Annotated in this window: 23 protein-coding genes and 2 tRNA genes; 10 read left to right on the top strand and 15 right to left on the bottom strand. The window is 59.8% G+C overall.

Features of this window, described 5'->3' with window-relative positions; translation table 11 throughout:
* Window position 1: 1 nt before the first annotated feature.
* Genes AB7M23_RS15020 through AB7M23_RS15005 form a run of 4 tightly spaced genes read right to left on the bottom strand, consistent with a single transcriptional unit; the run spans window position 2 to window position 4,515 of the window.
* Window positions 2–1,018 carry a LacI family DNA-binding transcriptional regulator gene (locus tag AB7M23_RS15020; protein WP_454241184.1) on the bottom strand — a complete coding sequence of 339 codons (1,017 nt, stop codon included), beginning with the start codon at window positions 1,016–1,018 and terminating at the stop codon, window positions 2–4.
* A 2-nt stretch (window positions 1,019–1,020) separates the two neighbouring features.
* Window positions 1,021–2,016: an ABC transporter permease gene (locus tag AB7M23_RS15015; RefSeq protein ID WP_454241183.1), complete on the bottom strand. Its 996-nt coding sequence runs from the start codon at window positions 2,014–2,016 to the stop codon at window positions 1,021–1,023.
* Window positions 2,013–3,530 carry a sugar ABC transporter ATP-binding protein gene (locus AB7M23_RS15010; RefSeq protein WP_454241182.1) on the bottom strand — a complete coding sequence of 506 codons (1,518 nt, stop codon included), beginning with the start codon at window positions 3,528–3,530 and terminating at the stop codon, window positions 2,013–2,015. The genes AB7M23_RS15015 and AB7M23_RS15010 overlap by 4 nt, the downstream gene beginning before the upstream one ends.
* 25 nt (window positions 3,531–3,555) lie before the next feature.
* Window positions 3,556–4,515, bottom strand: coding sequence for a substrate-binding domain-containing protein (locus tag AB7M23_RS15005; RefSeq protein ID WP_454241181.1), 960 nt, complete (start codon window positions 4,513–4,515; stop codon window positions 3,556–3,558).
* A gap of 326 nt (window positions 4,516–4,841) precedes the next feature.
* Here AB7M23_RS15005 and AB7M23_RS15000 point away from each other — a divergent pair, with 326 nt between their 5' ends.
* The 3 genes from AB7M23_RS15000 (at window position 4,842) to AB7M23_RS14990 (ending at window position 7,053) form a co-directional block, all read left to right on the top strand.
* Window positions 4,842–5,930: an asparaginase gene (locus tag AB7M23_RS15000; protein ID WP_454241180.1), complete on the top strand. Its 1,089-nt coding sequence runs from the start codon at window positions 4,842–4,844 to the stop codon at window positions 5,928–5,930.
* 178 nt (window positions 5,931–6,108) lie between these two features.
* Window positions 6,109–6,357, top strand: coding sequence for a DUF1654 domain-containing protein (locus tag AB7M23_RS14995; RefSeq protein ID WP_065762037.1), 249 nt, complete (start codon window positions 6,109–6,111; stop codon window positions 6,355–6,357).
* Between the two features lie 6 nt (window positions 6,358–6,363).
* Complete coding sequence (locus AB7M23_RS14990) at window positions 6,364–7,053, top strand: endonuclease (protein WP_102053743.1); 690 nt, start codon at window positions 6,364–6,366, stop codon at window positions 7,051–7,053.
* 63 nt (window positions 7,054–7,116) lie between these two features.
* Here AB7M23_RS14990 and AB7M23_RS14985 read toward each other — a convergent pair whose 3' ends face one another.
* The gene (locus AB7M23_RS14985; protein WP_330523069.1) at window positions 7,117–7,686 is read right to left on the bottom strand and encodes an SPOR domain-containing protein; all 570 of its coding nucleotides are present in this window, start codon (window positions 7,684–7,686) and stop codon (window positions 7,117–7,119) included.
* A gap of 91 nt (window positions 7,687–7,777) precedes the next feature.
* On the opposite strand from AB7M23_RS14985, the gene AB7M23_RS14980 reads away from it, so the two are divergent.
* A complete protein-coding gene (locus AB7M23_RS14980; protein WP_454241179.1) occupies window positions 7,778–8,242 on the top strand; it encodes a cysteine hydrolase family protein in 465 nt (154 codons plus the stop codon).
* A 104-nt stretch (window positions 8,243–8,346) separates the two neighbouring features.
* Here the strand turns inward: AB7M23_RS14980 and AB7M23_RS14975 are convergent.
* Window positions 8,347–8,423 (bottom strand) — tRNA-Val (locus AB7M23_RS14975).
* 165 nt (window positions 8,424–8,588) lie between these two features.
* Window positions 8,589–8,665: transfer RNA gene (locus tag AB7M23_RS14970), tRNA-Val, on the bottom strand.
* Window positions 8,666–8,852: 187 nt separating this feature from the next.
* On the opposite strand from AB7M23_RS14970, the gene AB7M23_RS14965 reads away from it, so the two are divergent.
* Window positions 8,853–10,136 (top strand): NAD(P)/FAD-dependent oxidoreductase, encoded by a 1,284-nt coding sequence (locus tag AB7M23_RS14965; RefSeq protein WP_065761993.1) that lies wholly within the window; start codon window positions 8,853–8,855, stop codon window positions 10,134–10,136.
* Between the two features lie 18 nt (window positions 10,137–10,154).
* Here the strand turns inward: AB7M23_RS14965 and AB7M23_RS14960 are convergent, their stop codons facing one another.
* The gene (locus AB7M23_RS14960) at window positions 10,155–10,826 is read right to left on the bottom strand and encodes a hypothetical protein (protein WP_102052529.1); all 672 of its coding nucleotides are present in this window, start codon (window positions 10,824–10,826) and stop codon (window positions 10,155–10,157) included.
* A gap of 208 nt (window positions 10,827–11,034) precedes the next feature.
* Here AB7M23_RS14960 and AB7M23_RS14955 point away from each other — a divergent pair, with 208 nt between their 5' ends.
* Window positions 11,035–11,208: a hypothetical protein gene (locus tag AB7M23_RS14955; protein WP_176717495.1), complete on the top strand. Its 174-nt coding sequence runs from the start codon at window positions 11,035–11,037 to the stop codon at window positions 11,206–11,208.
* A gap of 70 nt (window positions 11,209–11,278) precedes the next feature.
* Here the strand turns inward: AB7M23_RS14955 and AB7M23_RS14950 are convergent, their stop codons facing one another.
* Entirely contained in the window at window positions 11,279–12,028 is a 750-nt protein-coding gene (locus tag AB7M23_RS14950) for a TerC family protein (protein WP_102052530.1), read from the bottom strand.
* 31 nt (window positions 12,029–12,059) lie between these two features.
* Window positions 12,060–12,302 (bottom strand): hypothetical protein, encoded by a 243-nt coding sequence (locus tag AB7M23_RS14945; protein WP_065761917.1) that lies wholly within the window; start codon window positions 12,300–12,302, stop codon window positions 12,060–12,062.
* Between the two features lie 132 nt (window positions 12,303–12,434).
* Between AB7M23_RS14945 and nhaR the strand changes: the two genes are divergently transcribed.
* Entirely contained in the window at window positions 12,435–13,385 is a 951-nt protein-coding gene (nhaR, locus tag AB7M23_RS14940; RefSeq protein ID WP_099774100.1) for a transcriptional activator NhaR, read from the top strand.
* Here nhaR and AB7M23_RS14935 read toward each other — a convergent pair.
* Window positions 13,321–14,475, bottom strand: a complete 1,155-nt coding sequence (locus tag AB7M23_RS14935) for an MFS transporter (protein ID WP_102052531.1) — start codon at window positions 14,473–14,475, stop codon at window positions 13,321–13,323. The two genes, nhaR and AB7M23_RS14935, sit on opposite strands and share 65 nt — an antisense overlap.
* Before the next feature lie 213 nt (window positions 14,476–14,688).
* Between AB7M23_RS14935 and sstT the strand changes: the two genes are divergently transcribed.
* Together sstT and AB7M23_RS14925 are read left to right on the top strand one after the other, a co-directional pair.
* Window positions 14,689–15,906 carry a serine/threonine transporter SstT gene (gene sstT / locus AB7M23_RS14930; RefSeq protein WP_454241178.1) on the top strand — a complete coding sequence of 406 codons (1,218 nt, stop codon included), beginning with the start codon at window positions 14,689–14,691 and terminating at the stop codon, window positions 15,904–15,906.
* Window positions 15,907–16,001: 95 nt separating this feature from the next.
* Complete coding sequence (locus AB7M23_RS14925) at window positions 16,002–16,646, top strand: YceH family protein (protein WP_102052533.1); 645 nt, start codon at window positions 16,002–16,004, stop codon at window positions 16,644–16,646.
* 52 nt (window positions 16,647–16,698) lie between these two features.
* Here AB7M23_RS14925 and AB7M23_RS14920 read toward each other — a convergent pair whose 3' ends face one another.
* Window positions 16,699–17,544 carry a shikimate 5-dehydrogenase gene (locus AB7M23_RS14920; RefSeq protein WP_371917212.1) on the bottom strand — a complete coding sequence of 282 codons (846 nt, stop codon included), beginning with the start codon at window positions 17,542–17,544 and terminating at the stop codon, window positions 16,699–16,701.
* Window positions 17,545–17,873: 329 nt separating this feature from the next.
* Between AB7M23_RS14920 and pbpG the strand changes: the two genes are divergently transcribed.
* Entirely contained in the window at window positions 17,874–18,797 is a 924-nt protein-coding gene (gene pbpG, locus AB7M23_RS14915; RefSeq protein ID WP_099774097.1) for a D-alanyl-D-alanine endopeptidase, read from the top strand.
* A 51-nt stretch (window positions 18,798–18,848) separates the two neighbouring features.
* Here pbpG and AB7M23_RS14910 read toward each other — a convergent pair whose 3' ends face one another.
* The 3 genes from AB7M23_RS14910 to AB7M23_RS14900 form a co-directional block, all read right to left on the bottom strand.
* Entirely contained in the window at window positions 18,849–19,295 is a 447-nt protein-coding gene (locus tag AB7M23_RS14910; protein WP_454241177.1) for a hypothetical protein, read from the bottom strand.
* Between the two features lie 105 nt (window positions 19,296–19,400).
* Entirely contained in the window at window positions 19,401–20,483 is a 1,083-nt protein-coding gene (locus AB7M23_RS14905) for a DUF1615 domain-containing protein (protein ID WP_099774095.1), read from the bottom strand.
* 29 nt (window positions 20,484–20,512) lie between these two features.
* Window positions 20,513–21,187: a hypothetical protein gene (locus tag AB7M23_RS14900; protein WP_454241176.1), complete on the bottom strand. Its 675-nt coding sequence runs from the start codon at window positions 21,185–21,187 to the stop codon at window positions 20,513–20,515.
* Window positions 21,188–21,258: the final 71 nt, after the last annotated feature.

The following is a 21,258-nucleotide window of genomic DNA, read 5'->3' as shown; positions in this document are numbered from 1 at the left end:
GCTAATCAGTAAACGTGTCCGGACGCGGTGCCGTCGACTCACGCAGCACGATACTCGGCGTCACAATGCGCTGCTCAACAGCGCTACCGGCCGGCTCAGCAATACGGTGCAGCAACCGCTCAACCGCGATTTCGCCCAACTCACGGATCGACTGGCCGACCGTGGTCAAAGCGGGATAAACGTACTGGCTCAGCTGGATATCATCGAAACCGATCACCGACAGCTCACTGGGCACACAGATATTGCGCTCGGCAGCCGCTCGCAACACACCGATACCGATCATGTCATTAGCTGCAAAAATTGCGCTTGGCCGGTTCTGCCCCAACAGCCTTGCCGCAGCGCCATACCCACCAAGGCCGGAAAAGTCACTGTCAAGCACCCTGCCCTCAACCACTGTAATGCCCGCTTCAGCCAGCGCACGCGTGAAACCCGCCAGGCGCATCCGCGCAACACTGGTACTGGCAGGCCCATTGATACAGGCAATGTCTCGATGCCCCAATTCAAGCAGGTGGCGCGTAGCCATGTACGCCCCTTGCTCATGGTCGATACGCACCAGGTCGGCCTCCACTCCATCGAGGGCACGGTCGACAATCACCATCGGCGCGCGCACGGTCTGCAAGCTTTCCAACAGGTCGCCATCCTCCCCTACCGACGCGACAATCAAGCCGTCGATTCGCTTTTCCAGCAACACCCGCAGGTAACTGCGCTGCTTCTTCGGATTGTCATCGGAGTTGCACAGGATGACGCAGTAGCCGTTGCGCTCACAGGCATCCTCAATACCCCGGGCCAGCTCGGCGAAGTAAGGGTTGACACTGTTAGGCACCAGCAAGCCAATCGTGGCGGTGCTGCGCGCCTTGAGCGAGCGCGCCACTGCGCTGGGCACATAGTCGAGCTCAGCAATCGCGGCCTCGACTTTCAGTCGAACCTGCTCACTGACCGGCCGGGTCTTGTTCAGCACATGGGACACCGTGGTGTAGGAAATCCCCGCCAAGGCCGCTACATCTTTAATCGTTGCCATTTTTAGTTCCGCCTGCGTGTACGCCGGCTGCGATAGGTGTCGAGGATCACAGCGATAACAATCACCGCGCCAGTAATAATGCGTTTGCTTGGCTCCGAGACGCCAATCTGTGCCAGCCCTGCAGCCAGCACGGAAATGATCAGGACGCCGAAAAAGGTGCTGATGACTGAGCCGCGCCCACCCATGAGGCTGGTACCGCCGATCACCACAGCGGCGATTACCTGCAGCTCCAGCCCAGAGCCCGCATTGGGGTCGGCCGCCTCCAGCCGGGAAATCTGAAACAGTGCGGCCAACCCGGCGAGCAGCCCCATCAACGAGAACACCAGCACCTTGTAAGGGCGCGGATTGATGCCCGCCAGGCGCACAGCCTCTTCGTTTGTGCCAATGCCGATCAGGTAACGCCCGAACACCGTGCGCACAAGCACCCACTGAGCAACCACGATCACCAGCAAGGCAATCACGAAGGCGGGCGAAATACCGAATACCAGCGGCTCAGACAGCCAGGCAAAGGCATCACCGATGTAGGCCGTGCGCGAATCGGTCATCTGGTAGGCCACGCCACGCGCAACCTCCAATACACCCAGCGAAACGATGAAGGAGGGAATTCGCCAGGCGACAGCAATCGAGCCGGTAACGGTCCCGACAATTGCCGCACAGGCCATGCCGAGCAACGCCGCTGGCAGCGCACTCCAGCCCCAGCCGAGGATGGCGACACTGACGATGGAACCCGCGAGGGCCAGCACCGAACCAACCGACAAATCGATGCCGCCGACAATCAATACAAAGGTCATCCCGACCGCCAGTACCATCAGGTCGGGAATTTGGTTAGCCAGGATGCTGAAGGTAGCGTAGGAAAGAAAGTGGCTGCTCAACAGCGAAAAAAGCACGATCAATATCAGCAGCGCACCCGCCAGGCCCAGGTAGGCACCCACACCCTGATAACGCCCGCCGCGCGTGCCTGCAACAGCAGCCGAGGCTTGAACCGGCGTGGTACTCATGCAGCGCTCCCCTGATAACCGGCGAAGGCCGCCGCCAGCAGCTGATCCTGACGCCATGTGTCACGCTCAAAGGTGTCGATCAAGCGCCCTCTGGAGAGCACACCGATACGGTCACAGATCAACATCAACTCGCGCAGATCGCTGGAAACCACGACCAACGCCCGGCCCTGACGAGCGAGCTCGGCGAGCAAACCATAAATATCGAACTTGCCCCCCACATCAATGCCACGGGTCGGCTCGTCAAACAGCAACACCGAGCAGTCACGCGCCAGCCAACGCGCCATCACAACCTTCTGCTGATTCCCGCCAGAGAGCTCACTCACAACCTGATCCGCACCCGTACAACGTATTTGCATCGCTTCAATCTGCCGTCGCGCCAAGGCCTGCTCCGCATCACGGTCGACAACACCCGCTCGAGATACCGCCGACAGGTTGCCCAAGGCAATGTTCGCCGTAATGGATTGAGACAGCAGCAAGCCCTCGCCCTTGCGGTCTTCGCTGATCAGCGCAATACCCTCGCGCACGGCCTCAGCCGGGGACGCAAGGTGTACCGACCTGGGCGGGTTACCTAAAGCGACACGCCCTTGGTCGGCCGAGTCGGCGCCGAAAATCAATCGCAGCAGCTCCGTACGCCCGGCACCGACCAATCCGTAGAGCCCGAAAAGTTCGCCACTGCGCACTTCGAAGGACACATCAGACACCATCTCTCCCCGCCCCAACCCATCGACCGTGAGAATCGGCTCGCCAATACGACGCTCGCCAAGGTCAATCGCCTCACCCAACGCGCGCCCCACCATCAGGCTGACTAATTGCTCGCTGCTGTAACGCTGCATCGGCTCAACGCATATCAACTGACCGTCACGCAGCACGGCGACTCGCTGAGCAAGATGCCTGAGCTCTTCCAGTCGATGGGAAATATAGACAATCGCCACTCCTTGGCGCTGCAAGCGCTCGATCTGAGCAAACAACAATGTCACTTCGCGCGCCGTCAGCATGGCGGTCGGCTCATCCAGAATCAGCACATGACAGTCACCGATCAGGCTGCGAGCAATCTCGACCATTTGCTGATGACCGATGCCCAGCTCACTCACCCGCGTATCCGGGTCGACTGCTTCAAGACCGACCTGTGCCATAGCCGCCCGGGCCAGTACGCGCAAACGCTTGCGGTCGATCCAACCGGCGCGACCGGGCAGGTTGCCGAGAAACAGGTTTTCAGCCACCGAGAGTGTCGGCAACAGGTTCAGTTCCTGCATGACCATACGCACGCCCAACCGCTCGGCTGCCGCGCGACTGCCAGGCAGGTAAGGCTTGCCGTTGAACTGCATCTGGCCGGCCGTGGGCGGTTCCAAGCCTGCGATGATCCTGGACAGGGTGCTTTTACCGGCACCATTCTCCCCCGCCAGGGCCAAGACCTCGCCGCGGCGCAGGGCCAGGTCAATATTGCTTAGTACAGGCTGCGCATAGGCTTTGCCCACAGCGCTGACCGACAGCACGATATCCTCAGTCGCAGGCATACAGGGTACTCACTGGAAATGAAGGCTACGGCGCCGTGACCAACTCAACCGGCGTCTGGATGACATTGTCAGCATCCACCTGCGGCAACTCCCCCTTGAGCATCTTCAGCGCCACCTCAATACCGAATACAGCCTGCCTGGCAGCGAACTGGTCAGCACTGGCCAACACACGACCATCGCTGAGCATCGGTTTGATCGCCGAGATGTTGTCGTAACCCACCACCTGCACCGTACCCGTCCTGCCCGCCGCCCGCACCGCCGAGACCGCACCCAGCGCCATGCTGTCGTTGCCGGCCAGCAAGGCCTTGAGATCGGGGTATTCGTTGAGCATGGCCGACGCTACGGCGCGCCCCTTGTCGATCTCCCAACTGCCCGATTGCACCGAGACAATCTTCATCTGCGCCGCGTCCATCGCGTCCTTGAAGCCCGCCGTACGCTGCTGCGCATTGGTGGTCGTCGATATCCCCTCGATGATGCCAACCTGATCACCGGCCGTGAGCCTTGCAGCGAGGTAGTCACCCACCAGACGAGCGCCCTTGCGGTTGTCTGGCCCTACGAATGGCACGCTCAGGTGCTTGCTCTTGAGCAGGCCCGGGTCAAGGCGGTTGTCGATGTTGACCACCGTGATACCGGCATCCATGGCCTTCTTGATCACAGGCACCAGCGCCTTGGAATCGGCAGGTGCAATCACCAGCGCATCGACCTGGGAAACGATCATTTGCTCGACAATACGGATCTGGTTACTGGTATCGGACTCATCCTTGATACCGTTGGACACCAGGTCGAACTCACCTGCGTGGCTTTTCTGGTAGGCCTTGGCACCGTCTTCCATCGTCAGGAAGAACTCGTTGGCCAAGGACTTCATGACCAAGGCAACCCTGGGCTTCACAGCAGCCTGTTCGACCGCGTGGGCAACGGGAACAAAAGCGCTGAGAGCGCTCAACACAACAGCCCCGAGCAGGCGTCCGGTGAAGGGCAACGTCATGAAATCACTCCGGTACATTATTGTTATCAAGTAGCAAACGTTTGCATTACTTCACTATGGAAATGCCCGCCACCTTTGTCAAATAGCCCCGCTATCAGCTGACGGCGAGGCCAAGCAGGGGAATTATCCTTTAAACAGATCGGAAAACCGAACAGCCAAATACAGAAAAATTCGGGAAGCCGATCCCTAAAACACCAGAAGATACGTTCAAGGCACTCATAATTTCCAATAAAAACAATACGTTAAGCCAAACCAAGTGAACTGGTACGCTTTCTGCTGTTCTTTGCCTGGCAACACCGCACTTCAACCAATAAGCGAGAACAAAAATGAAAGCTGCGTTCAACTCCTTTGTACCGAGTGCCCTGGCCCTGCTGCTGCTCCTGCCTGCAGGCGCCAACGCCAAGGACGTCGAGAGTCAACAGAAACTGGCCAACGTGGTCATCCTGGCCACAGGCGGGACCATCGCCGGTGCAGGCGCCGGCGCTGCCAACAGTGCGACGTATCAGGCCGCTAAAGTGGGTGTCGACAAGCTGATCGCAGGCGTACCAGAGCTGGCCAACCTGGCCAACGTCCGTGGCGAGCAGGTCATGCAGATCGCATCGGAAAGCATCACCAATGAAAACCTGCTGCAACTGGGCAAACGCGTCGCCGAACTGGCCGACAGCAAGGATGTCGATGGCATCGTCATCACCCACGGCACCGACACCCTCGAAGAAACCGCCTACTTCCTGAACCTGGTCGAGAAGACCGACAAGCCTATCGTGGTAGTCGGCTCGATGCGCCCAGGCACGGCCATGTCCGCTGACGGCATGCTCAACCTCTATAATGCCGTGGCCGTGGCCAGCGACAAGCAGTCCCGCGGCAAAGGCGTGCTGGTCACCATGAACGACGAAATTCAGTCTGGCCGCGACGTGAGCAAGTCGGTCAACATCAAGACCGAGGCCTTCAAGAGCGCCTGGGGCCCGATGGGCATGGTGGTTGAAGGCAAATCCTACTGGTTCCGCCTTCCGGCCAAGCGCCACACTCAAGATTCGGAATTCGACATCAAGCAGATCAGCAGCCTGCCCCAAGTGGATATCGCCTACGGCTACGGCAACGTGACGGACACTGCTTACAAAGCACTGGCACAGAACGGCGCCAAGGCACTGATCCACGCCGGCACGGGTAACGGCTCTGTCTCGTCCCGCGTAGTCCCTGCCCTGCAGGAGTTGCGCAAGAATGGCGTACAGATCATTCGTTCGTCCCACGTCAATGCCGGCGGGTTCGTGCTGCGTAACGCCGAGCAACCGGACGATAAGAACGACTGGGTTGTCGCTCATGACCTGAACCCACAGAAAGCCCGCATTCTGGCAATGGTTGCCTTGACCAAGACCCAGGACAGCAAAGAGCTGCAGCGGATCTTCTGGGAGTACTGATCCCCGCCTTCCGGCCGCCCGCCGCTCTGCGGCGGGCATCACAGCGCAAAAATAGTTTCAAAGGCGTGCAGCAAATCGCTGCATGCACTGTCTGAAGCGCTCCTACACCCACAAGGTGTTGCGAAATGGCCTACAGTAAAATACTGTATGCACATACAGCAAAAACAAGGAGCGCTCCGTGGCAACCACTTCCTCAGCATCGACCCCCGCCAGCAGTTACGAGCAACTCGGCCTGCGCATCCAGAAAATCATCAATTCGCCGACCGCACAGAAAGCACGGTCAGCACTGATCTTTCGCCTGGAACATGAATCTCCCGACGACTGGGAAACCCTGCTCGAAGAAATCGCCGAGAACGATAACGTCACCCTCGCGCATCGCGATGATGGCGGCGTTCAGATTTTCTGGGTTGTACCGAAGGAAGACTGAGCACGCATGAGATTCAAGATTTTTGCAGTATCCTGCCTGCTGCTCAGTTTCGCCGCCCACGCCGACGCCCCGCGCACCTTCAGCGAAGCCAAGAAAGTCGCCTGGAAACTTTACGCCCCGCAATCGACCGAGTTCTATTGTGGCTGCAAGTACAACGGCAACCGTGTCGACCTCGAAGCCTGCGGCTATGTACCGCGCAAGAACGCCAACCGCGCCGCGCGAATAGAATGGGAACATATTGTGCCGGCCTGGCAGATTGGCCATCAGCGTCAGTGCTGGCAGGACGGCGGGCGCAAGAACTGCTCGCGCAATGATCAGGTCTATCAACGCGCAGAAGCCGATCTGCACAACCTGGTACCGAGCATCGGCGAGGTCAACGGTGACCGTAGCAACTTCAGCTTTGGCTGGCTGCCCGAGCAACACGGACAATACGGTTCCTGCCTGACCCAGATCGACTTCAAGGCGAAGAAGGTGATGCCGCGCCCATCCATCCGCGGGATGATCGCACGCACCTACTTCTATATGAGCAAGCAATACAACCTGCGCCTGTCAAAACAGGATCGCCAGTTGTACGAAGCCTGGAACAAGACCTACCCACCTCAAGCCTGGGAGCTTCAGCGCAACCAGCGGGTGGCGTGCGTCATGGGCCACGGCAACGAGTTTGTCGGGCCGGTCAACATGAAGGCCTGCGGTTGACGCGCCGGGCAGCGCTTGCCCGCAGGCGCTGCCCGGCATTCACCCACAACCGGCGCGACGCGACTATCGCGGTGCGTCGTGCTGGATCACCACCGAGTCGATACCCAGGCGCGCCATGACATCGGCTTTCTGCGCCAGCGCTGCCGCCTTGTCCGCGTAGGGGCCCAGCAGCACCACCGGCTTACCCTCGCGGTAAACCACCGACGACGGGATGCCACGCTCGATCAGCCGCGCGGTCATATCCGTCAGTGCGCCCATGTTCGCCCCCTGAATGATTTCGACATCCCAGCCCTGAGCAGCCGGCTGGTCGGCCAGCGCTTCAGCCTTGCGCTGCAGGTCGGCACCGCCGCAGATCTCGCGCAGGCGCAGGTTGTTACCGTCCTGATCGATGATCACTTCGTACTCGGCACCCTGCTTGATCGCCACGTAGCTGCGATAGGCTTCCACCACGCCCGCCGCATCCTTGCCGCGAACCTGACCGCAAATATCGCCCTGCTCATTAATACGAACATTGGCGAACTTGGCCGTTTTCGGGTTTTGCAAATGCTCGGCGACCTTGTTGTGAGCGCGCTCTACATCATTCTCACAGCCAGCCAACGCCAGCATCGCCATTACCACCGCCACTTTGCGCACGCGCCTATCTCCTGAATGCCAGCGGCGGATTTTAGCACCTGCAAGGCAACGGCAGTTACAATCGACCCGCATTCCCCTCGAGAGGACGGCTATGCACCAGGTACTGTTGATCATTGACGTACAACCTTCCTTCAACCCACCCCAGTGGCTGGTCGAAGGCATCAACACACTCCTCGGGCGCATGCCGTCAGTCGCAACGGTAGAGCGCCACGACGAGCACCACACCCCGTTCCAACGCCAACTTGGCTGGCATCCCGCTAAAAACGAGCACTGCCTGATCGCGGCCGACAGGGTGTTCGCCAAATACGGTTACTGCCTCTCCAGCGAGACCCTCAACCACCTCAAGCAATTGAAACCGGACCGTGTCCTGGTATGCGGCATCCAGACGGACACCTGCGTGCTGGCGGCAGGCTTTGTGCTATTCGATGCGGGGCTGCAACCGACATTGATTACCGACCTGACCCAAGGCTCGTCCCTGGATCGCTCAGGGGCACTGGGAATAAACCTGTGGCGACATCACTTCAAGCACACGGTGACGGTGGCAGAACTGGAATAGCCCTACCCACACCGCACGGCTTTCAAATCTTTTTCCCCGGACAAACAAAAAGGGCGACCCTTTCGGATCGCCCTTTTTGCTACCACACTAAAGTGGATTTAATTTGGTAGGCACAATTGGACTCGAACCAACGACCCCCACCATGTCAAGGTGGTGCTCTAACCAACTGAGCTATGTGCCTGCTGTGGGGCGCATTCTACTCAGGTTTTTACAACCCGTAAATAGAAATATGCAAATAAATCAAACTTTTGCTGCATGCCCTGAACACGCAAAAAATCGCCCCAAACAAAAAAGGCGACCCTTTCGGATCGCCTTTTTTGCTGCCGCCAACAGGAGCGGTCTGATTTGGTAGGCACAATTGGACTCGAACCAACGACCCCCACCATGTCAAGGTGGTGCTCTAACCAACTGAGCTATGTGCCTGCTGTGAGGCGGCATTCTACGGAATTGACGAATGGTGTCAACTCTTTTTTTCGCGCTAACTCACTGAATATTAAAAATATTTGTGGGTTGGTCGTTTTCAGAATTTTAAACACCCCGCTAGCGGGTGTTAATTATTGTTGATAGGATCAGCTCATACGTAAAAAATATAAAACAGAGGTCCACCCCCATGGCGCACACCCCCTACCCTCAGTCCTACTACGCCGCATCGGCCAATCCTGTTCCGCAGCGCCCAGCTTTGCAGGAAGAAATTGATGTCGATGTCTGCGTGATCGGCGCCGGCTACACCGGTCTGTCCAGCGCACTGTTCCTGCTTGAAAACGGTTTCAAGGTTGCTGTCCTGGAAGCTGCCAAAGTCGGCTACGGTGCCTCTGGCCGCAACGGCGGGCAAATCGTCAACAGCTACAGCCGCGACATTGACGTCATTGAACGCACTGTCGGCCCCAAACAGGCACAACTGCTCGGGCAGATGGCGTTTGAAGGCGGCCGGATCATTCGTGAGCGCGTCGCCAAATACAACATTCAGTGCGATCTGAAAGACGGTGGCGTGTTCGCCGCCCTGACCTCCAAGCAAATGGGCCACCTGGAATCACAGAAACGCCTGTGGGAACGTTTTGGCCATAATCAGCTGGAACTGATGGACCAGCGCCGCATCCGCGAAGTCGTCGGTTGCGACAGCTATATCGGCGGCATGCTCGACATGAGCGGCGGGCACATCCATCCGCTGAACCTGGCGCTGGGCGAAGCTGCAGCGGTTGAATCCCTCGGCGGCAAGATCTATGAACAGTCGCCTGCCGTGCGCATCGAACGCGGTGCCAACCCCGTGGTACACACCCCTCAGGGTAAAGTCCGCACCAAGTTCGTGATTGTCGCCGGCAATGCCTACCTGGGTAACCTGGTGCCGGAGCTGGCCGCAAAATCGATGCCATGCGGCACCCAGGTGATCACCACCGAGCCTCTGGATGCCGACCTGGCACACTCGCTGCTGCCACAGGACTACTGCGTTGAAGACTGCAACTACCTGCTCGACTACTACCGCCTGACCTCTGACAAGCGCCTGATCTTCGGCGGTGGCGTGGTGTATGGCGCACGCGACCCGGCCAATATCGAAGCGATCATTCGCCCGAAAATGCTCAAGGCTTTCCCGCAGCTCAAGGACGTGAAGATCGACTACGCCTGGACCGGCAACTTCCTGCTGACCCTGTCGCGCCTGCCTCAGGTCGGCCGTCTTGGCGACAACATCTACTATTCGCAGGGCTGCAGTGGTCACGGTGTGACCTACACCCATCTGGCAGGCAAGGTGCTGGCCGAAGCGCTGCGCGGCCAGGCAGAACGCTTTGATGCGTTTGCCGAGCTGCCGCACTATCCGTTCCCAGGCGGGCAATTGCTGCGTGTACCGTTCAGCGCCATCGGTGCCTGGTACTACAGCCTGCGCGACCGCCTCGGCGTTTAACGCCTACCGCTCAAGCCGTCACGGGCCAATGGCCTTGACGGCTTGGCGGGCAGCCTGTTCCTGGCCTGCCTGAGCCAGATCATTGGCTGCCTTGAGCCAGCGCTGCCGGTCTACCTGCGCCGGCAACTGCCCAGGTTGCTGTACCAGCACAGCCCAGGCGCCCTCCTTCTGCCAGGCAGCATTGAAGCTGTCGAAGCCCATCAGCAAGCGCCGATTATTGCCCGAACGCAGCAGCACGCGTTCCTTGTAGCGGTCGTAACCGACCAGCAAGGCATACCGCGGCTCGCCCCACAGCGCTGTCCCCTCACTGTAACGCAGCAATACCGGATTACCTGCAGCAACCTGCGTTAGCAGCGCTGGCAACTGACGGTCCAGTGGGTAAACCATCATCCCGTACTCACGCGCTACAGCCGGCATTGACTCCGGCAGCTTGTCGACGTCTTGCGGCAAATGCAGGGGGCCATCAAGCAAACCTGGCGTGATCCTCACACCCTGTTGAGACAATATCGCCGCCAAGGCCATTGAGGCACTCTGGTTCGCATTGCCACGGAAATATGGCACACCGCTCAACTCAACCCGCTGCGCCATGCCATTGAGCTGAGACGAGAATGGGCTGGCACAACCGGCCAGGCTCAGGGTTACGGCCACAGCCGCAAACAGACGACGGGATGCGATGGGAAATACAGGCATGGACTCTCGCTTGTTCTGGTGCCCGGCAGGCAGCGCCCGGCCTCGGCTGCGATCATAGGCCGGCAGCGCTTCGCGGTATAGCCCGCCTACGGCTTAGAACAAAGCAGACCAAGGTGCTAGACCATAGGTCAATGGCTTGCCATGTAACAACAGCTAGACTGTTGCATGAGGCAGGCGCAAGAGCCTGCTCGGCTTAAAGGAGGCACACATGAGCCTGACACTGGCGATTTTCATGTTGATCGGCGCTTGGCTGAGCGTCGCGGCCGCAATGCTCTGGGGCGTACTGCGCATCACGCGTCGCCACCATCACCCTCACCTGCAACCCCGGGATATGACGGCAGGCGTGCCTCATCGCCAGCGCCGACACGCCCACGCACACTGACTCAGCCCCACAGAAACGACAACGGCCGGCCCGGGTTAACCCGGGCCGGCCGTCACGCCTGAATCAGTAATCAGGCCGAGATTTCTTCACGCTTCATGCGAGCACGTCGCGACAGGATGTTAAGCACTTCGATCGCCGTCGAGAACGCCATGGCCGCGTAAACGTAACCTTTTGGCACGTGGACACCGAAGCCTTCAGCGATCAGGGTCATACCGATCATGATCAGGAAGCCCAGGGCCAGCATCACGACAGTCGGGTTGTCGTTGATGAAGCGCGCCAGTGGATCAGCGGCCACCATCATCACCACCACGGCACTGATAACGGCGATGATCATGATCGGCAAGTGCTCGGTCATGCCCACAGCAGTGATGATGCTGTCGATCGAGAAGACGATATCCAGCAACAGGATCTGGCCAATCGCAGCAGCAAAGCCAAGGGTAATGGTCGACGACGCCTTGGCGTCTTCCTGTGCCACGGGATCAACACTGTGGTGAATTTCAGTGGTTGCTTTCCACAACAGGAACAGGCCACCCGCGATCAGAATCATGTCTTTCCAGGAGAAACTCTGGCCAAACACGTCAACCACCGGTTCAGTCAACTGGACGATCCAGGCAACGGTACTGAGCAGCGCCAGACGCATCACCAGCGCCATGCTGATACCCACGCGCCGCGCCTTGGAGCGGTACTGTTCAGGCAGTTTGTTGGTCAGGATGGAAATGAAGATCAGGTTATCGATACCCAGGACAATCTCCATGGCCACCAAGGTGGCCAGGGCGACCCAGGCGGTAGGGCTTGCAGCAAGTTCTAACAGGTATTCCATGAATCAGTCCTGAACGGGGGGATTGGTTGAATCAGATGTCTTGAGTGCTGTCATCGCGCTCGGTGTCAGAAGGCTTCTTCTCTGCCTGCGAACCTGTGGCTTCGCTCAAGGCTTGTTGAGCCGCTTCATTGGTCTTGTCGATGGCTTCCTTGGCCGACTGTGCGGCCTGATTGAGCACCTGCTGGGCGGACTTTTCTGCCTGTTCACAGCCGCTGATGGCAAACAACGCCAGCACCAGCACCAACGGCGTACCAATCGATTTGAAGTGAAGCATGTTTTTTCCTCTTGTAACGGCCAGCCCTGAAGCCGGCGCTTTAGATAGCAATGCATTCTAAAGACCGAGATACATCAGGAAAATTCGTTTTTTTAAGGGTTATACTTCGGTTTTTACGAAGTGAGAGCCCTCATGCTCAACTACAGGCAGCTGCACTACTTCTGGGTCGTGGCCAAAACCGGCAGCATTGTGCGCGCCTGCGAGCAACTGAACCTGACCCCGCAAACCATCAGCGGACAGATCAGCCTGCTGGAACAAACCTATGGGGTAGAGCTGTTTCGCCGCGTAGGCCGTCAACTGGAACTGACCGAAACCGGTCGCCAGGCCCTGAGCTATGCCGAGCCCATGTTTCAGATCGGCGGCGAACTTGAGGCCCTGCTGCGTACACAGCCAGAAGAAAAGCAGATCCTGTTTCGGGTTGGCGTCGCGGATGTGGTGCCAAAGTCCATCGTTTACCGGCTGATTGCCCCCACCATGGAAATGAGCGACCCACTGCGCATCAGTTGCCGCGAAGACAAGCTGGAGCGCCTGCTTGCCGACCTGGCGATTCAGCGCCTGGACCTGGTCATCTCCGACAGCCCAATGCCCAGCCACCTGGACATCAAAGGCTACAGCCAGAAGCTGGGAGAATGCGGCATCAGCTTCTTTGCCACCGCCACGTTGGCCGCGCGCTACGGGGCCAACTTTCCTCAAGGGCTACAACATGCGCCACTGCTGATACCCGGGCAGGAAACCGTCGTACGCAGCCGCTTGCTGCGCTGGTTTGCCGAACAGAATGTGCAACCACGGATCATCGGTGACTTCGATGACAGCGCCTTGATGCAAGCCTTCGGGCAGTCAGGCAGCGGAATATTCATCGCCCCCAGCGTCATCGCCGACGAGGTCTGTCGACAGTACGGCGTCGAGCTGATCGGCCAGACGGATGCCGTGATCGAGTCGTTCTATGCCATCTCGGTGGAACGCAAGGTCAAACACCCCGGCATACTTGCCATCACCGAAGGCGCCCGACGCGAGCTGTTCAACTGGCCTCTGGCCGGAACCGCGCGCTCATCAACCACAGCCCCAGGATCACCGACGACGTGATCAACACAGCGGCAGACAACCCCAGGCGGGCCAAGCCCAGGGTATCAATGACCCAACCGCCAATGATCGCCCCCAGGCCGATGCCAAGATTGGCCCCGGCAATATTGAGAGAAGCCGCAAACGCCGGCGCCTTGGGGGCGGCCTTGATCAGGCGCACGTGGGAAACCAGAAACAGCGCGGCCTGGGTCGCACCCCAGATGGCCAACGCCAACATCAGGCCCACCGTGGACTGCATGCTCGGCACCACCGCCACCAAGCCTATGACCATCACGGCGCAGAAGCCACTGGACGCCAGCAGAGGATGACGGTCCACGGCACGACCGCCCAGACTGTTGCCGACCAAACCGACCGCACCAAACCCCATCAGGTACCAACCCACCCTGCTGCCATCGAAGCCGGCCAAGCGCTCAAGCATATCGGCCAGGTAGGTATACGCCGTGAACATGCCGCTGAACACCAGCACCGACAACAGCACATGCCCCTGCAACAAACGGCTGCGCAAGATGCCAAATTGCCCGAGCAGTGACGAGGCTGGCGTCTGACGCGGGGTGCGTGGCAGGTAGCCGTACAACAACAACGCCTTGGCCAGCGCCAGCACGGCCAGCACCGCAAAAGCCGCCCGCCATCCCAGGGCGTCGCCAATCAAGGTGCCGACCGGGATGCCAAACACCGTCGCACACACCACACCAAAGCTGATCTTGGCAATGGCGCGTCCAGCGTAAGCCGGGCCGACGATGTCCACCGCCGTTTCACTGGCCAATGCCCAGAACACCGGCAACCCGAGCGCCGGGATCAACCGAGCCAGGCCCATTACATAAATGTTCGAAGCCACCGCCGCCAGCGCATTGGAGGCCGCAAACACCAGCAAAATTCCGATAAACAGTCGTTTTCGATCGAAGCGCGCGCACCACGCGGTGAGAAACGGCCCGCAACAGGCCACGGTGAATGCGAACAAGGTCACCAGCAGCCCCGCCTGGGAGACGCTGACCTGCAGGTCACGCGCAATGCCCGGCAGCAGCCCGACGATAATGAACTCCGTGGTCAATACAGTGAAGCCGGCCGCAGCCAGCAACAGGATAGGCAATAACATCCACACTCCAACGCAGAAAGCACGCGGCGGCAGCCGCGCCAAAAGGGCGGGCATACTACACGCCTGCACCACGCTCCGACACCGTGCAGCGACCCTCGGCTGCACACTGTGCTAAAGTCGCGCCCTTTTTCGCGGCCCTGCCATCCAGACGCCGTCAATGCGCCACGTTTCGGCACTGCCGAAACCCTTGAACAAGACAGAGAAACACCTGCCATGACCCCCGTTCTAAACCTGTTGAATAGAACCAGCCTGGTGCTACAGATCCTGGTTGGCCTGATTGCTGGTATCGCCCTCGCGTTGATCTCACCCGAAACCGCAGCAAACCTGTCCTTTGTTGGCAAGGTCTTCGTCTCCGCGCTGAAGGCTGTCGCCCCCATCCTGGTGTTCATTCTGGTCATGGCGTCTATCGCCAACCATCGCCATGGTCAGGAAACCCATATCCGTCCGATTCTGGTGCTGTACCTGCTGGGCACCTTTGCGGCTGCGGTGGTTGCGGTAGTTGCCAGCATGGCCTTCCCTTCCCACCTGGCACTGAGCACCTCCGAGGCCTCGCTGAGTGCTCCGGGTGGCATTGGTGAGGTCCTGCAGAGCCTGGTGCTGAGCGCCGTAGACAACCCGGTCAAAGCCCTGATGAACGCCAACTTCATCGGTATCCTGGCCTGGGCCATCGGCCTTGGCATTGCCATCCGCCATGCTGGCCAGACGACCCGAACCGTGCTGGAAGACCTGTCCAACGGCGTGACCGTGATCGTACGAGTCGTCATTCGTTTTGCGCCACTGGGTATCTTTGGCCTGGTCGCCTCGACCCTGGCAGAGTCCGGCCTTGATGCCCTGATCGGCTACCTGCACCTGCTGACCGTCCTGATCGGCTGCATGCTGTTTGTCGCGCTGGTGGTCAACCCGCTGATCGTGTTCTGGAAAATCCGTCGCAACCCGTTCCCACTGGTGTTCATGTGCCTGCGTGAAAGCGGCATCACCGCCTTCTTCACCCGTAGCTCGGCCGCCAACATCCCGGTCAACCTGGCGTTGAGCAACAAGCTCGGCCTGCATGAAGACACCTACTCGGTATCGATCCCTCTGGGTGCAACCATCAACATGGCCGGTGCCGCCATCACCATTACCGTCCTGACCCTGGCAGCGGTAAATACCTTGGGCATCACCGTAGACCTGCCGACCGCCGTACTGCTCAGCGTGGTGGCAGCGGTGTGCGCCTGCGGCGCCTCCGGCGTGGCTGGCGGCTCGCTGCTGCTGATCCCGCTGGCCTGCAGCCTGTTCGGCATCCCCAGCGAAATCGCCATGCAAGTGGTGGCAGTTGGTTTCATCATCGGGGTACTGCAGGATTCGGCAGAAACTGCGCTGAACTCCTCCACCGACGTACTCTTCACCGCCGCAGCCTGCCAGGCCAAAGAGCGTCAAGCCGCTCGCGCCTGACCATGCCCCTGCAGCCGGTGCCCGGGCACCGGCTGCTTGTGTTTTACCGTCAACCGCACCTAGGCTAGAGCCTTTCCTCGAATAGAGACAGGGCCATGTCCGCCGAACACGAAACCGCTTCCCCTGCCCGCTTCACCAGCACCGAAGTCCGTATTCTCGGCTCGCTGATCGAGAAACAGGCCACCAACCCCGAAACCTACCCACTGACCCTCAACGCCCTGGTGCTGGCCTGCAACCAGAAAACCAGCCGTGAGCCGGTGATGAACCTGAGTCAAGGCCAAGTCGGCCAGAGCCTGCGCGCCCTGGAAAGCCAAGGCATGACCCGCCTGCAGATGGGCAGCCGCGCCGACCGCTGGGAACACCGTATCGACAAGGCCCTGGAGCTGGTTCCGGCACAAGTGACGTTGCTTGGCCTGATGTTTCTGCGCGGCCCGCAGACCGTCAACGAGCTGCTGACCCGCAGCAACCGCATGCACGACTTTGACGATGCCGAGCAGGTCGTGCATCAACTTGAACGCCTGATTGCACGCGGTTTTGCGCTGCACCTGCCGCGCCAGGCCGGCCAGCGGGAAGACCGGTACACCCATGCATTCGGCGATCCGGAAGACATCGAAGCCATCCTCGCAGCACGGCAGCAAGGGCCGGAACGCTCGACCGCCAGCGCGGTGTCGCTGGAACGTATCGAAGCGCTGGAAGCCCGTATCGCCGCGCTGGAAGAGCGCCTGGCGCAGCTGGAGTAACACACACGGCCTGGGTGGCCGGGCCGACAACGGCAGGCTCCCGACAATACGCCTACAACGCTGCAGGCGCCGCCAACACTGGCGATGGCATTCGTGCGTACGCCACTGCCGCGGCGACCTGCTCGTCCGTTGGCCTTACCCCGGTGTACAGCACGAACTGTTCCAGTGCTTGCAGCGCAATCACGTCCAGACCAGTGATCACCGGCTTGCCCAGCGCCTGTGCCTGCACGATCAACGGTGTCTGCTCCGGCATCGCCACCACATCGAACACCCACTGTGCAGCCGCTATCGCCTCGGGCGCGAACGCCAACTGATCCGCCTCATCGCCACCGGCCATGCCAATCGGCGTCACATTGACCAGCAACTGTGCACGCAGGTTACCAAGCTCTGCTTGCCAGCCATACCCGCACACCTGCGCCAGTCGCCGCCCCGCTGCTTCGTTGCGCGCGACCAGGGTGCCATTGACGAAGCCGGCATCACGCAACGCGCAGGCCACAGCTTTGGCCATGCCCCCACTGCCACGCAAGGCAAAGCTCATGTCCGGGTCCAGACGATGGCGCGCCAGCAGTTGGCGTACTGCCAGATAGTCGGTGTTGTAGCCTTTCAGGTGCCCAGCCGTATTGACCAGGGTGTTGACTGAGTCAATGGCCGCAGCCGATGGGTCCAGCTCGTCGATCAAGGCAATACAGGCCTCCTTGTAGGGCATCGACACACCGCAACCGCGAATGCCCAGGGCACGGATCCCGCCGATGGCTGCGGGCAGATCGGTGGTGGTCATGGCCTTGTAGTAATAATCCAGCCCCAACTGCTGATACAGGTGGTTGTGAAAACGTACGCCAAAGGTGCCAGGACGGCCTGCCAGAGACATGCACAAGACGGTGTCTTTACTGGGGGTCATGCGGATCTCCTGAAATGCGCTGAAGGCACAGTATGCCAAGCGTGAACAGGCAACGTGCCTCATGTCGCCAAACCATTCAGATCGCCTGCCCCCGTACTACGCTCTACCTACGCACGCTGACTCAGCTCATCAGCAGGTTGGTCGGAAGTCGGGAAGCTGGAGACGCGGCTGATAGGTACACGCATGGGACAAGGTTAAATTTGTTTCATTTTTGGCCTAATGATTCCGGGGCAATCGACAGCCCCTGAGCCATACTCCTAAAATGTAACGGTTTTTTACCGAAAACCTTTGCACAGCCAACGACATACCAACATTTAGTGAGCGCCAACGTGAAAACCTCTCTTTCGATTTTAAGTCTGCTGCTATTGCTCACAGGTACCGCCGCAGTCTCGTCGAATGCTGTTGCCCAACCACCCGCGCAAGTTCAACGTGACCCTTCCAAGCTGCGCCTGGCATCCGGCAGTGCTCTGTTGATCGACGTGCAGACCAACCAGGTGCTGTACGCCAACAAGGCCGACGTCGTGCGACCGATCGCATCGGTCACCAAGTTGATGACCGCGATGGTAGTCCTCGACGCCAAGCAGCGCATGGACGAGGTGATCCCCGTCACGATTGCGCAGACCAAGGAAATGAAGGGCGTCTTTTCCAGGGTCAAACTCGGCAGTGAGCTGAACCGTCGAGAGATGCTGCTCATTACCCTGATGTCCTCGGAAAACCGCGCGGCGGCAACCTTGGCGCACCACTACCCCGGCGGCTACGATGCGTTCATCAAGGCCATGAACAGCAAAGCCCGCGCACTGGGCATGACCCACACGCGGTATGTCGAACCGACCGGGTTGTCGATGTACAACGTGTCGACCGCACGCGACCTGAGCAAGCTGCTGCTGGCCGCGCGCAACTACCCGATGCTGAGCGAGTTGAGCACCACACGCGAGAAGACCGTGGCGTTCCGCAAACCCAAATACACCTTGGGCTTTCGTAACACCGACCACTTGGTCAACAAGAGTGATTGGGACATCAAGCTGACCAAGACCGGCTTCACCAATGAGGCGGGGCATTGCCTGGTGCTGCTGACGCGCATGGCTGACCGGCAAGTGGCCATGGTCATTCTCGACGCCTTTGGCAAATACACCCACTTTGCCGACGCCAGCCGCCTGCGCCAGTGGATGGAAACCGGCAAGGCAAGCGCAGCGCCAGCCGTGGCGATGCGCTACAAGTCAGAGCGGACCCAGAACCGGCCAGTCGCCGACTGAAGGGTTACAGGGCCTGCCCGGCGTTATGCATGGCAGGCCCCAAGGCACGTATCAGGCGCTGGTACTGACCAGCGAACCCGAACTGCCGCCACCGATGGTGGTCAGGGCTTCGAGCAAGGCACTGGTCGCGACCTGAATAGCGGCCATGGTGCTTGAAACGGCGCTTTGGGCGGCCATCACCGCAGCCGCCTTGGCTGTCTCCTCCTGCTTACTGGCCATCGCTTTCTGCAATTGCTTCTGCTGTTCGGCCAACTGCTTTTGTAGCCGCTCTATCTGCTCACGCAACTGCTTGATGTGTGCTGGCTCACTGTCGCTTGTGCTGGCACCACTGGCCTTGGCCTCGCCATTCTCCCGCACCTGGGAAAGGTCGGCCTTGACGCCGCTTGTAGCTGTCGCCTCGGCAGGCGCCGCGCCATTGATACTGACGCCATTGACATTGGTTGCACTTGGGCTGCCGTTGATGCTGATGCCGGCCGCCAGCGTATTGATTCCGACCATGTGCTTATCGTCCTGATGGTATTTACGTTAGTCAGCCTATCGACCGCACGGGTCAAACCTTTAGCCCGCCTGGCTTTGCCCGTACCGACACTGGCGGTGGTCCCCCTAACCACGCTGCATGCAACGCTGGTAACGCGCTTCGACCCGGTTGGCAAACCAGGCGGTGGTCAGCGTGCGGGTAATCTTCGGGCTTTCCAGCACAATCCCCGGGAGCAGCGCACGGGGTAGTGGCTTGCCCTCGTGCTGCTCGGCAAGGGCATACACGCGTCGATAAAGACGAGTACTTTCAAATGCCAGGCTGTCGCCTTCCTCCAACTGACTGCGGATCGCTGGGTTGCGCATGTCCAGCGCATCACCCAACTGCCTCACGGCCCGCTCTGTCGCTCCCGGCAGAATCGCACCCGGGGCGATCAGGTCGCCATCGAGCGCCAGACTGACACCTGATGCCCGGCTGACGGCATGCTGAAACGCCGCATTACGGCTGGCGTACCAACCGGCATTGAAATCAGCGAAACGGTACAGTTGCCGATCATAGTTCGCCGGATAAGCGAGCAAATGAGCAATCCCGAAATACAGCCCACCACGGCGACTGAACACTTCCTGTCGGATCGTGCCGGTGTACGTGTAGGGGTAACCCTTGGCATGGCGTTCGGCAAAGGCGATGCTCACCTGCATCGGCCCGCCGGTGCGCACCGGATTGAGACCGCCAAGCAGTGTGCGCCCCATGGGCACGGTGCTGATCAGGTCATCGAAGATTGCACTCAACTGCCGCTCGCTGCGCACCGTTTCCAGGCGCTCGCTGTAGCTCTTGCCACTCGGTGAACGGGTATTGAGCGCCGCATTGACCAGAAACTGCGGGACATGCAGCCTGGCGGCACGACGGTCGATTTCTTCACGGGCGATGCGCCCCAGACCTGGCACGCTGGGGTCGGCCTGGAAGGTGGACTCCTGTTCAGTGACCGCCAGCGCAGCACACAGGTTGTCGCGGGTTGCGGCAATGCCCTGGTGGGTAAAGGCAACTTGAATATCCTTCGCCCAACCCTGGCGATCGGCGAGGTTGGCCGGCAACAGGCGAGCGATCTGAGCCCGCAACTCGGCAGGGCTGGCAGGCTGGGTGGTGCGCGGTGAGGCGCAACCGGCCAGCACGAGCAACACAGCAAGGCACAACAGCAATCGAAGTGAAGTCATGGACCACCCGCAAGGATACCGCCGTGGTTTCAGCAGCCGGGCGTGCTCAGCCCACTACCAATGGTCACGGCCGTCACCTCCACACCCTGGAAAATATGCATCGCCGCCGGGTCGAACGTACGCTCGCAGTTGAAACGGCTATCGACCACGAAGTCGTCCCCCTTGGCCTTGCTGATCGCTTCACGCCAGTTGTAGGCCGCGTTGACCGCCTGATCACCCGCCAATACCACTTCTAGCATCACTTGCGTGAAGTTGACCGCATGTGGCCCCTCCCAAAGGGCATAGACCGACGGATCATAGGCGTTACCACACAGGTCCAGGCAGTCTGCATAAAACGCCATCGGGCCACCTGTAGAGCGGTTAAGCGCACCGAACGTCAACGGTTCATTGCCCGGCGGAGCAAAAGTACCGATAAAGCTGCTCAAGTCAGCCTTGCAGGTAGGCGACAACGCCAGGCGCAATGCACTGACCTTCCCGCCCGCTGCCGTTGCGGTAACCTCGCACCCTTGCACGCGGTAGCTGTGGGTATCGCCATCCGAAGCCTGGGCAACACCTGCAACCGATTCAAAATAGCCCAGGCTGCTGCCCAGCATCTCGCCATTGAAGACCTGAGCCACCGTTGCCTGGGCCTGTGCCTGGGCCAACAGCGCAACGCTGCTCAACGCCAGGGTCGAGCAAAAGGAAACGAGGGCACGCGTGTTCATCGGAACATCCTGTAGAAATCGAGGGTGGAAAAACGCGCACTCTAATTCAGATCAATAGGCCACAGCCATAC

This window comes from Pseudomonas sp. HLS-6 TE3448 (assembly GCF_053629555.1).
This window is presented reverse-complemented; position numbering and strand designations above follow the sequence as displayed.

Bases quoted from the DNA above. Each gene is read 5' to 3' on its own strand.
- AB7M23_RS15020 (WP_454241184.1), bottom strand. From the start codon at position 1,018: ATGGCAACGATTAAAGATGTAGCGGCCTTGGCGGGGATTTCCTACACC.
- AB7M23_RS15015 (WP_454241183.1), bottom strand. From the start codon at position 2,016: ATGAGTACCACGCCGGTTCAAGCCTCGGCTGCTGTTGCAGGCACGCGC.
- AB7M23_RS15010 (WP_454241182.1), bottom strand. From the start codon at position 3,530: ATGCCTGCGACTGAGGATATCGTGCTGTCGGTCAGCGCTGTGGGCAAA.
- AB7M23_RS15005 (WP_454241181.1), bottom strand. From the start codon at position 4,515: ATGACGTTGCCCTTCACCGGACGCCTGCTCGGGGCTGTTGTGTTGAGC.
- AB7M23_RS15000 (WP_454241180.1), top strand. From the start codon at position 4,842: ATGAAAGCTGCGTTCAACTCCTTTGTACCGAGTGCCCTGGCCCTGCTG.
- AB7M23_RS14990 (WP_102053743.1), top strand. From the start codon at position 6,364: ATGAGATTCAAGATTTTTGCAGTATCCTGCCTGCTGCTCAGTTTCGCC.
- AB7M23_RS14980 (WP_454241179.1), top strand. From the start codon at position 7,778: ATGCACCAGGTACTGTTGATCATTGACGTACAACCTTCCTTCAACCCA.
- AB7M23_RS14965 (WP_065761993.1), top strand. From the start codon at position 8,853: ATGGCGCACACCCCCTACCCTCAGTCCTACTACGCCGCATCGGCCAAT.
- AB7M23_RS14960 (WP_102052529.1), bottom strand. From the start codon at position 10,826: ATGCCTGTATTTCCCATCGCATCCCGTCGTCTGTTTGCGGCTGTGGCC.
- AB7M23_RS14955 (WP_176717495.1), top strand. From the start codon at position 11,035: ATGAGCCTGACACTGGCGATTTTCATGTTGATCGGCGCTTGGCTGAGC.
- AB7M23_RS14950 (WP_102052530.1), bottom strand. From the start codon at position 12,028: ATGGAATACCTGTTAGAACTTGCTGCAAGCCCTACCGCCTGGGTCGCC.
- AB7M23_RS14945 (WP_065761917.1), bottom strand. From the start codon at position 12,302: ATGCTTCACTTCAAATCGATTGGTACGCCGTTGGTGCTGGTGCTGGCG.
- nhaR (WP_099774100.1), top strand. From the start codon at position 12,435: ATGCTCAACTACAGGCAGCTGCACTACTTCTGGGTCGTGGCCAAAACC.
- AB7M23_RS14935 (WP_102052531.1), bottom strand. From the start codon at position 14,475: ATGTTATTGCCTATCCTGTTGCTGGCTGCGGCCGGCTTCACTGTATTG.
- sstT (WP_454241178.1), top strand. From the start codon at position 14,689: ATGACCCCCGTTCTAAACCTGTTGAATAGAACCAGCCTGGTGCTACAG.
- AB7M23_RS14925 (WP_102052533.1), top strand. From the start codon at position 16,002: ATGTCCGCCGAACACGAAACCGCTTCCCCTGCCCGCTTCACCAGCACC.
- AB7M23_RS14920 (WP_371917212.1), bottom strand. From the start codon at position 17,544: ATGACCCCCAGTAAAGACACCGTCTTGTGCATGTCTCTGGCAGGCCGT.
- AB7M23_RS14910 (WP_454241177.1), bottom strand. From the start codon at position 19,295: ATGGTCGGAATCAATACGCTGGCGGCCGGCATCAGCATCAACGGCAGC.
- AB7M23_RS14905 (WP_099774095.1), bottom strand. From the start codon at position 20,483: ATGACTTCACTTCGATTGCTGTTGTGCCTTGCTGTGTTGCTCGTGCTG.
- AB7M23_RS14900 (WP_454241176.1), bottom strand. From the start codon at position 21,187: ATGAACACGCGTGCCCTCGTTTCCTTTTGCTCGACCCTGGCGTTGAGC.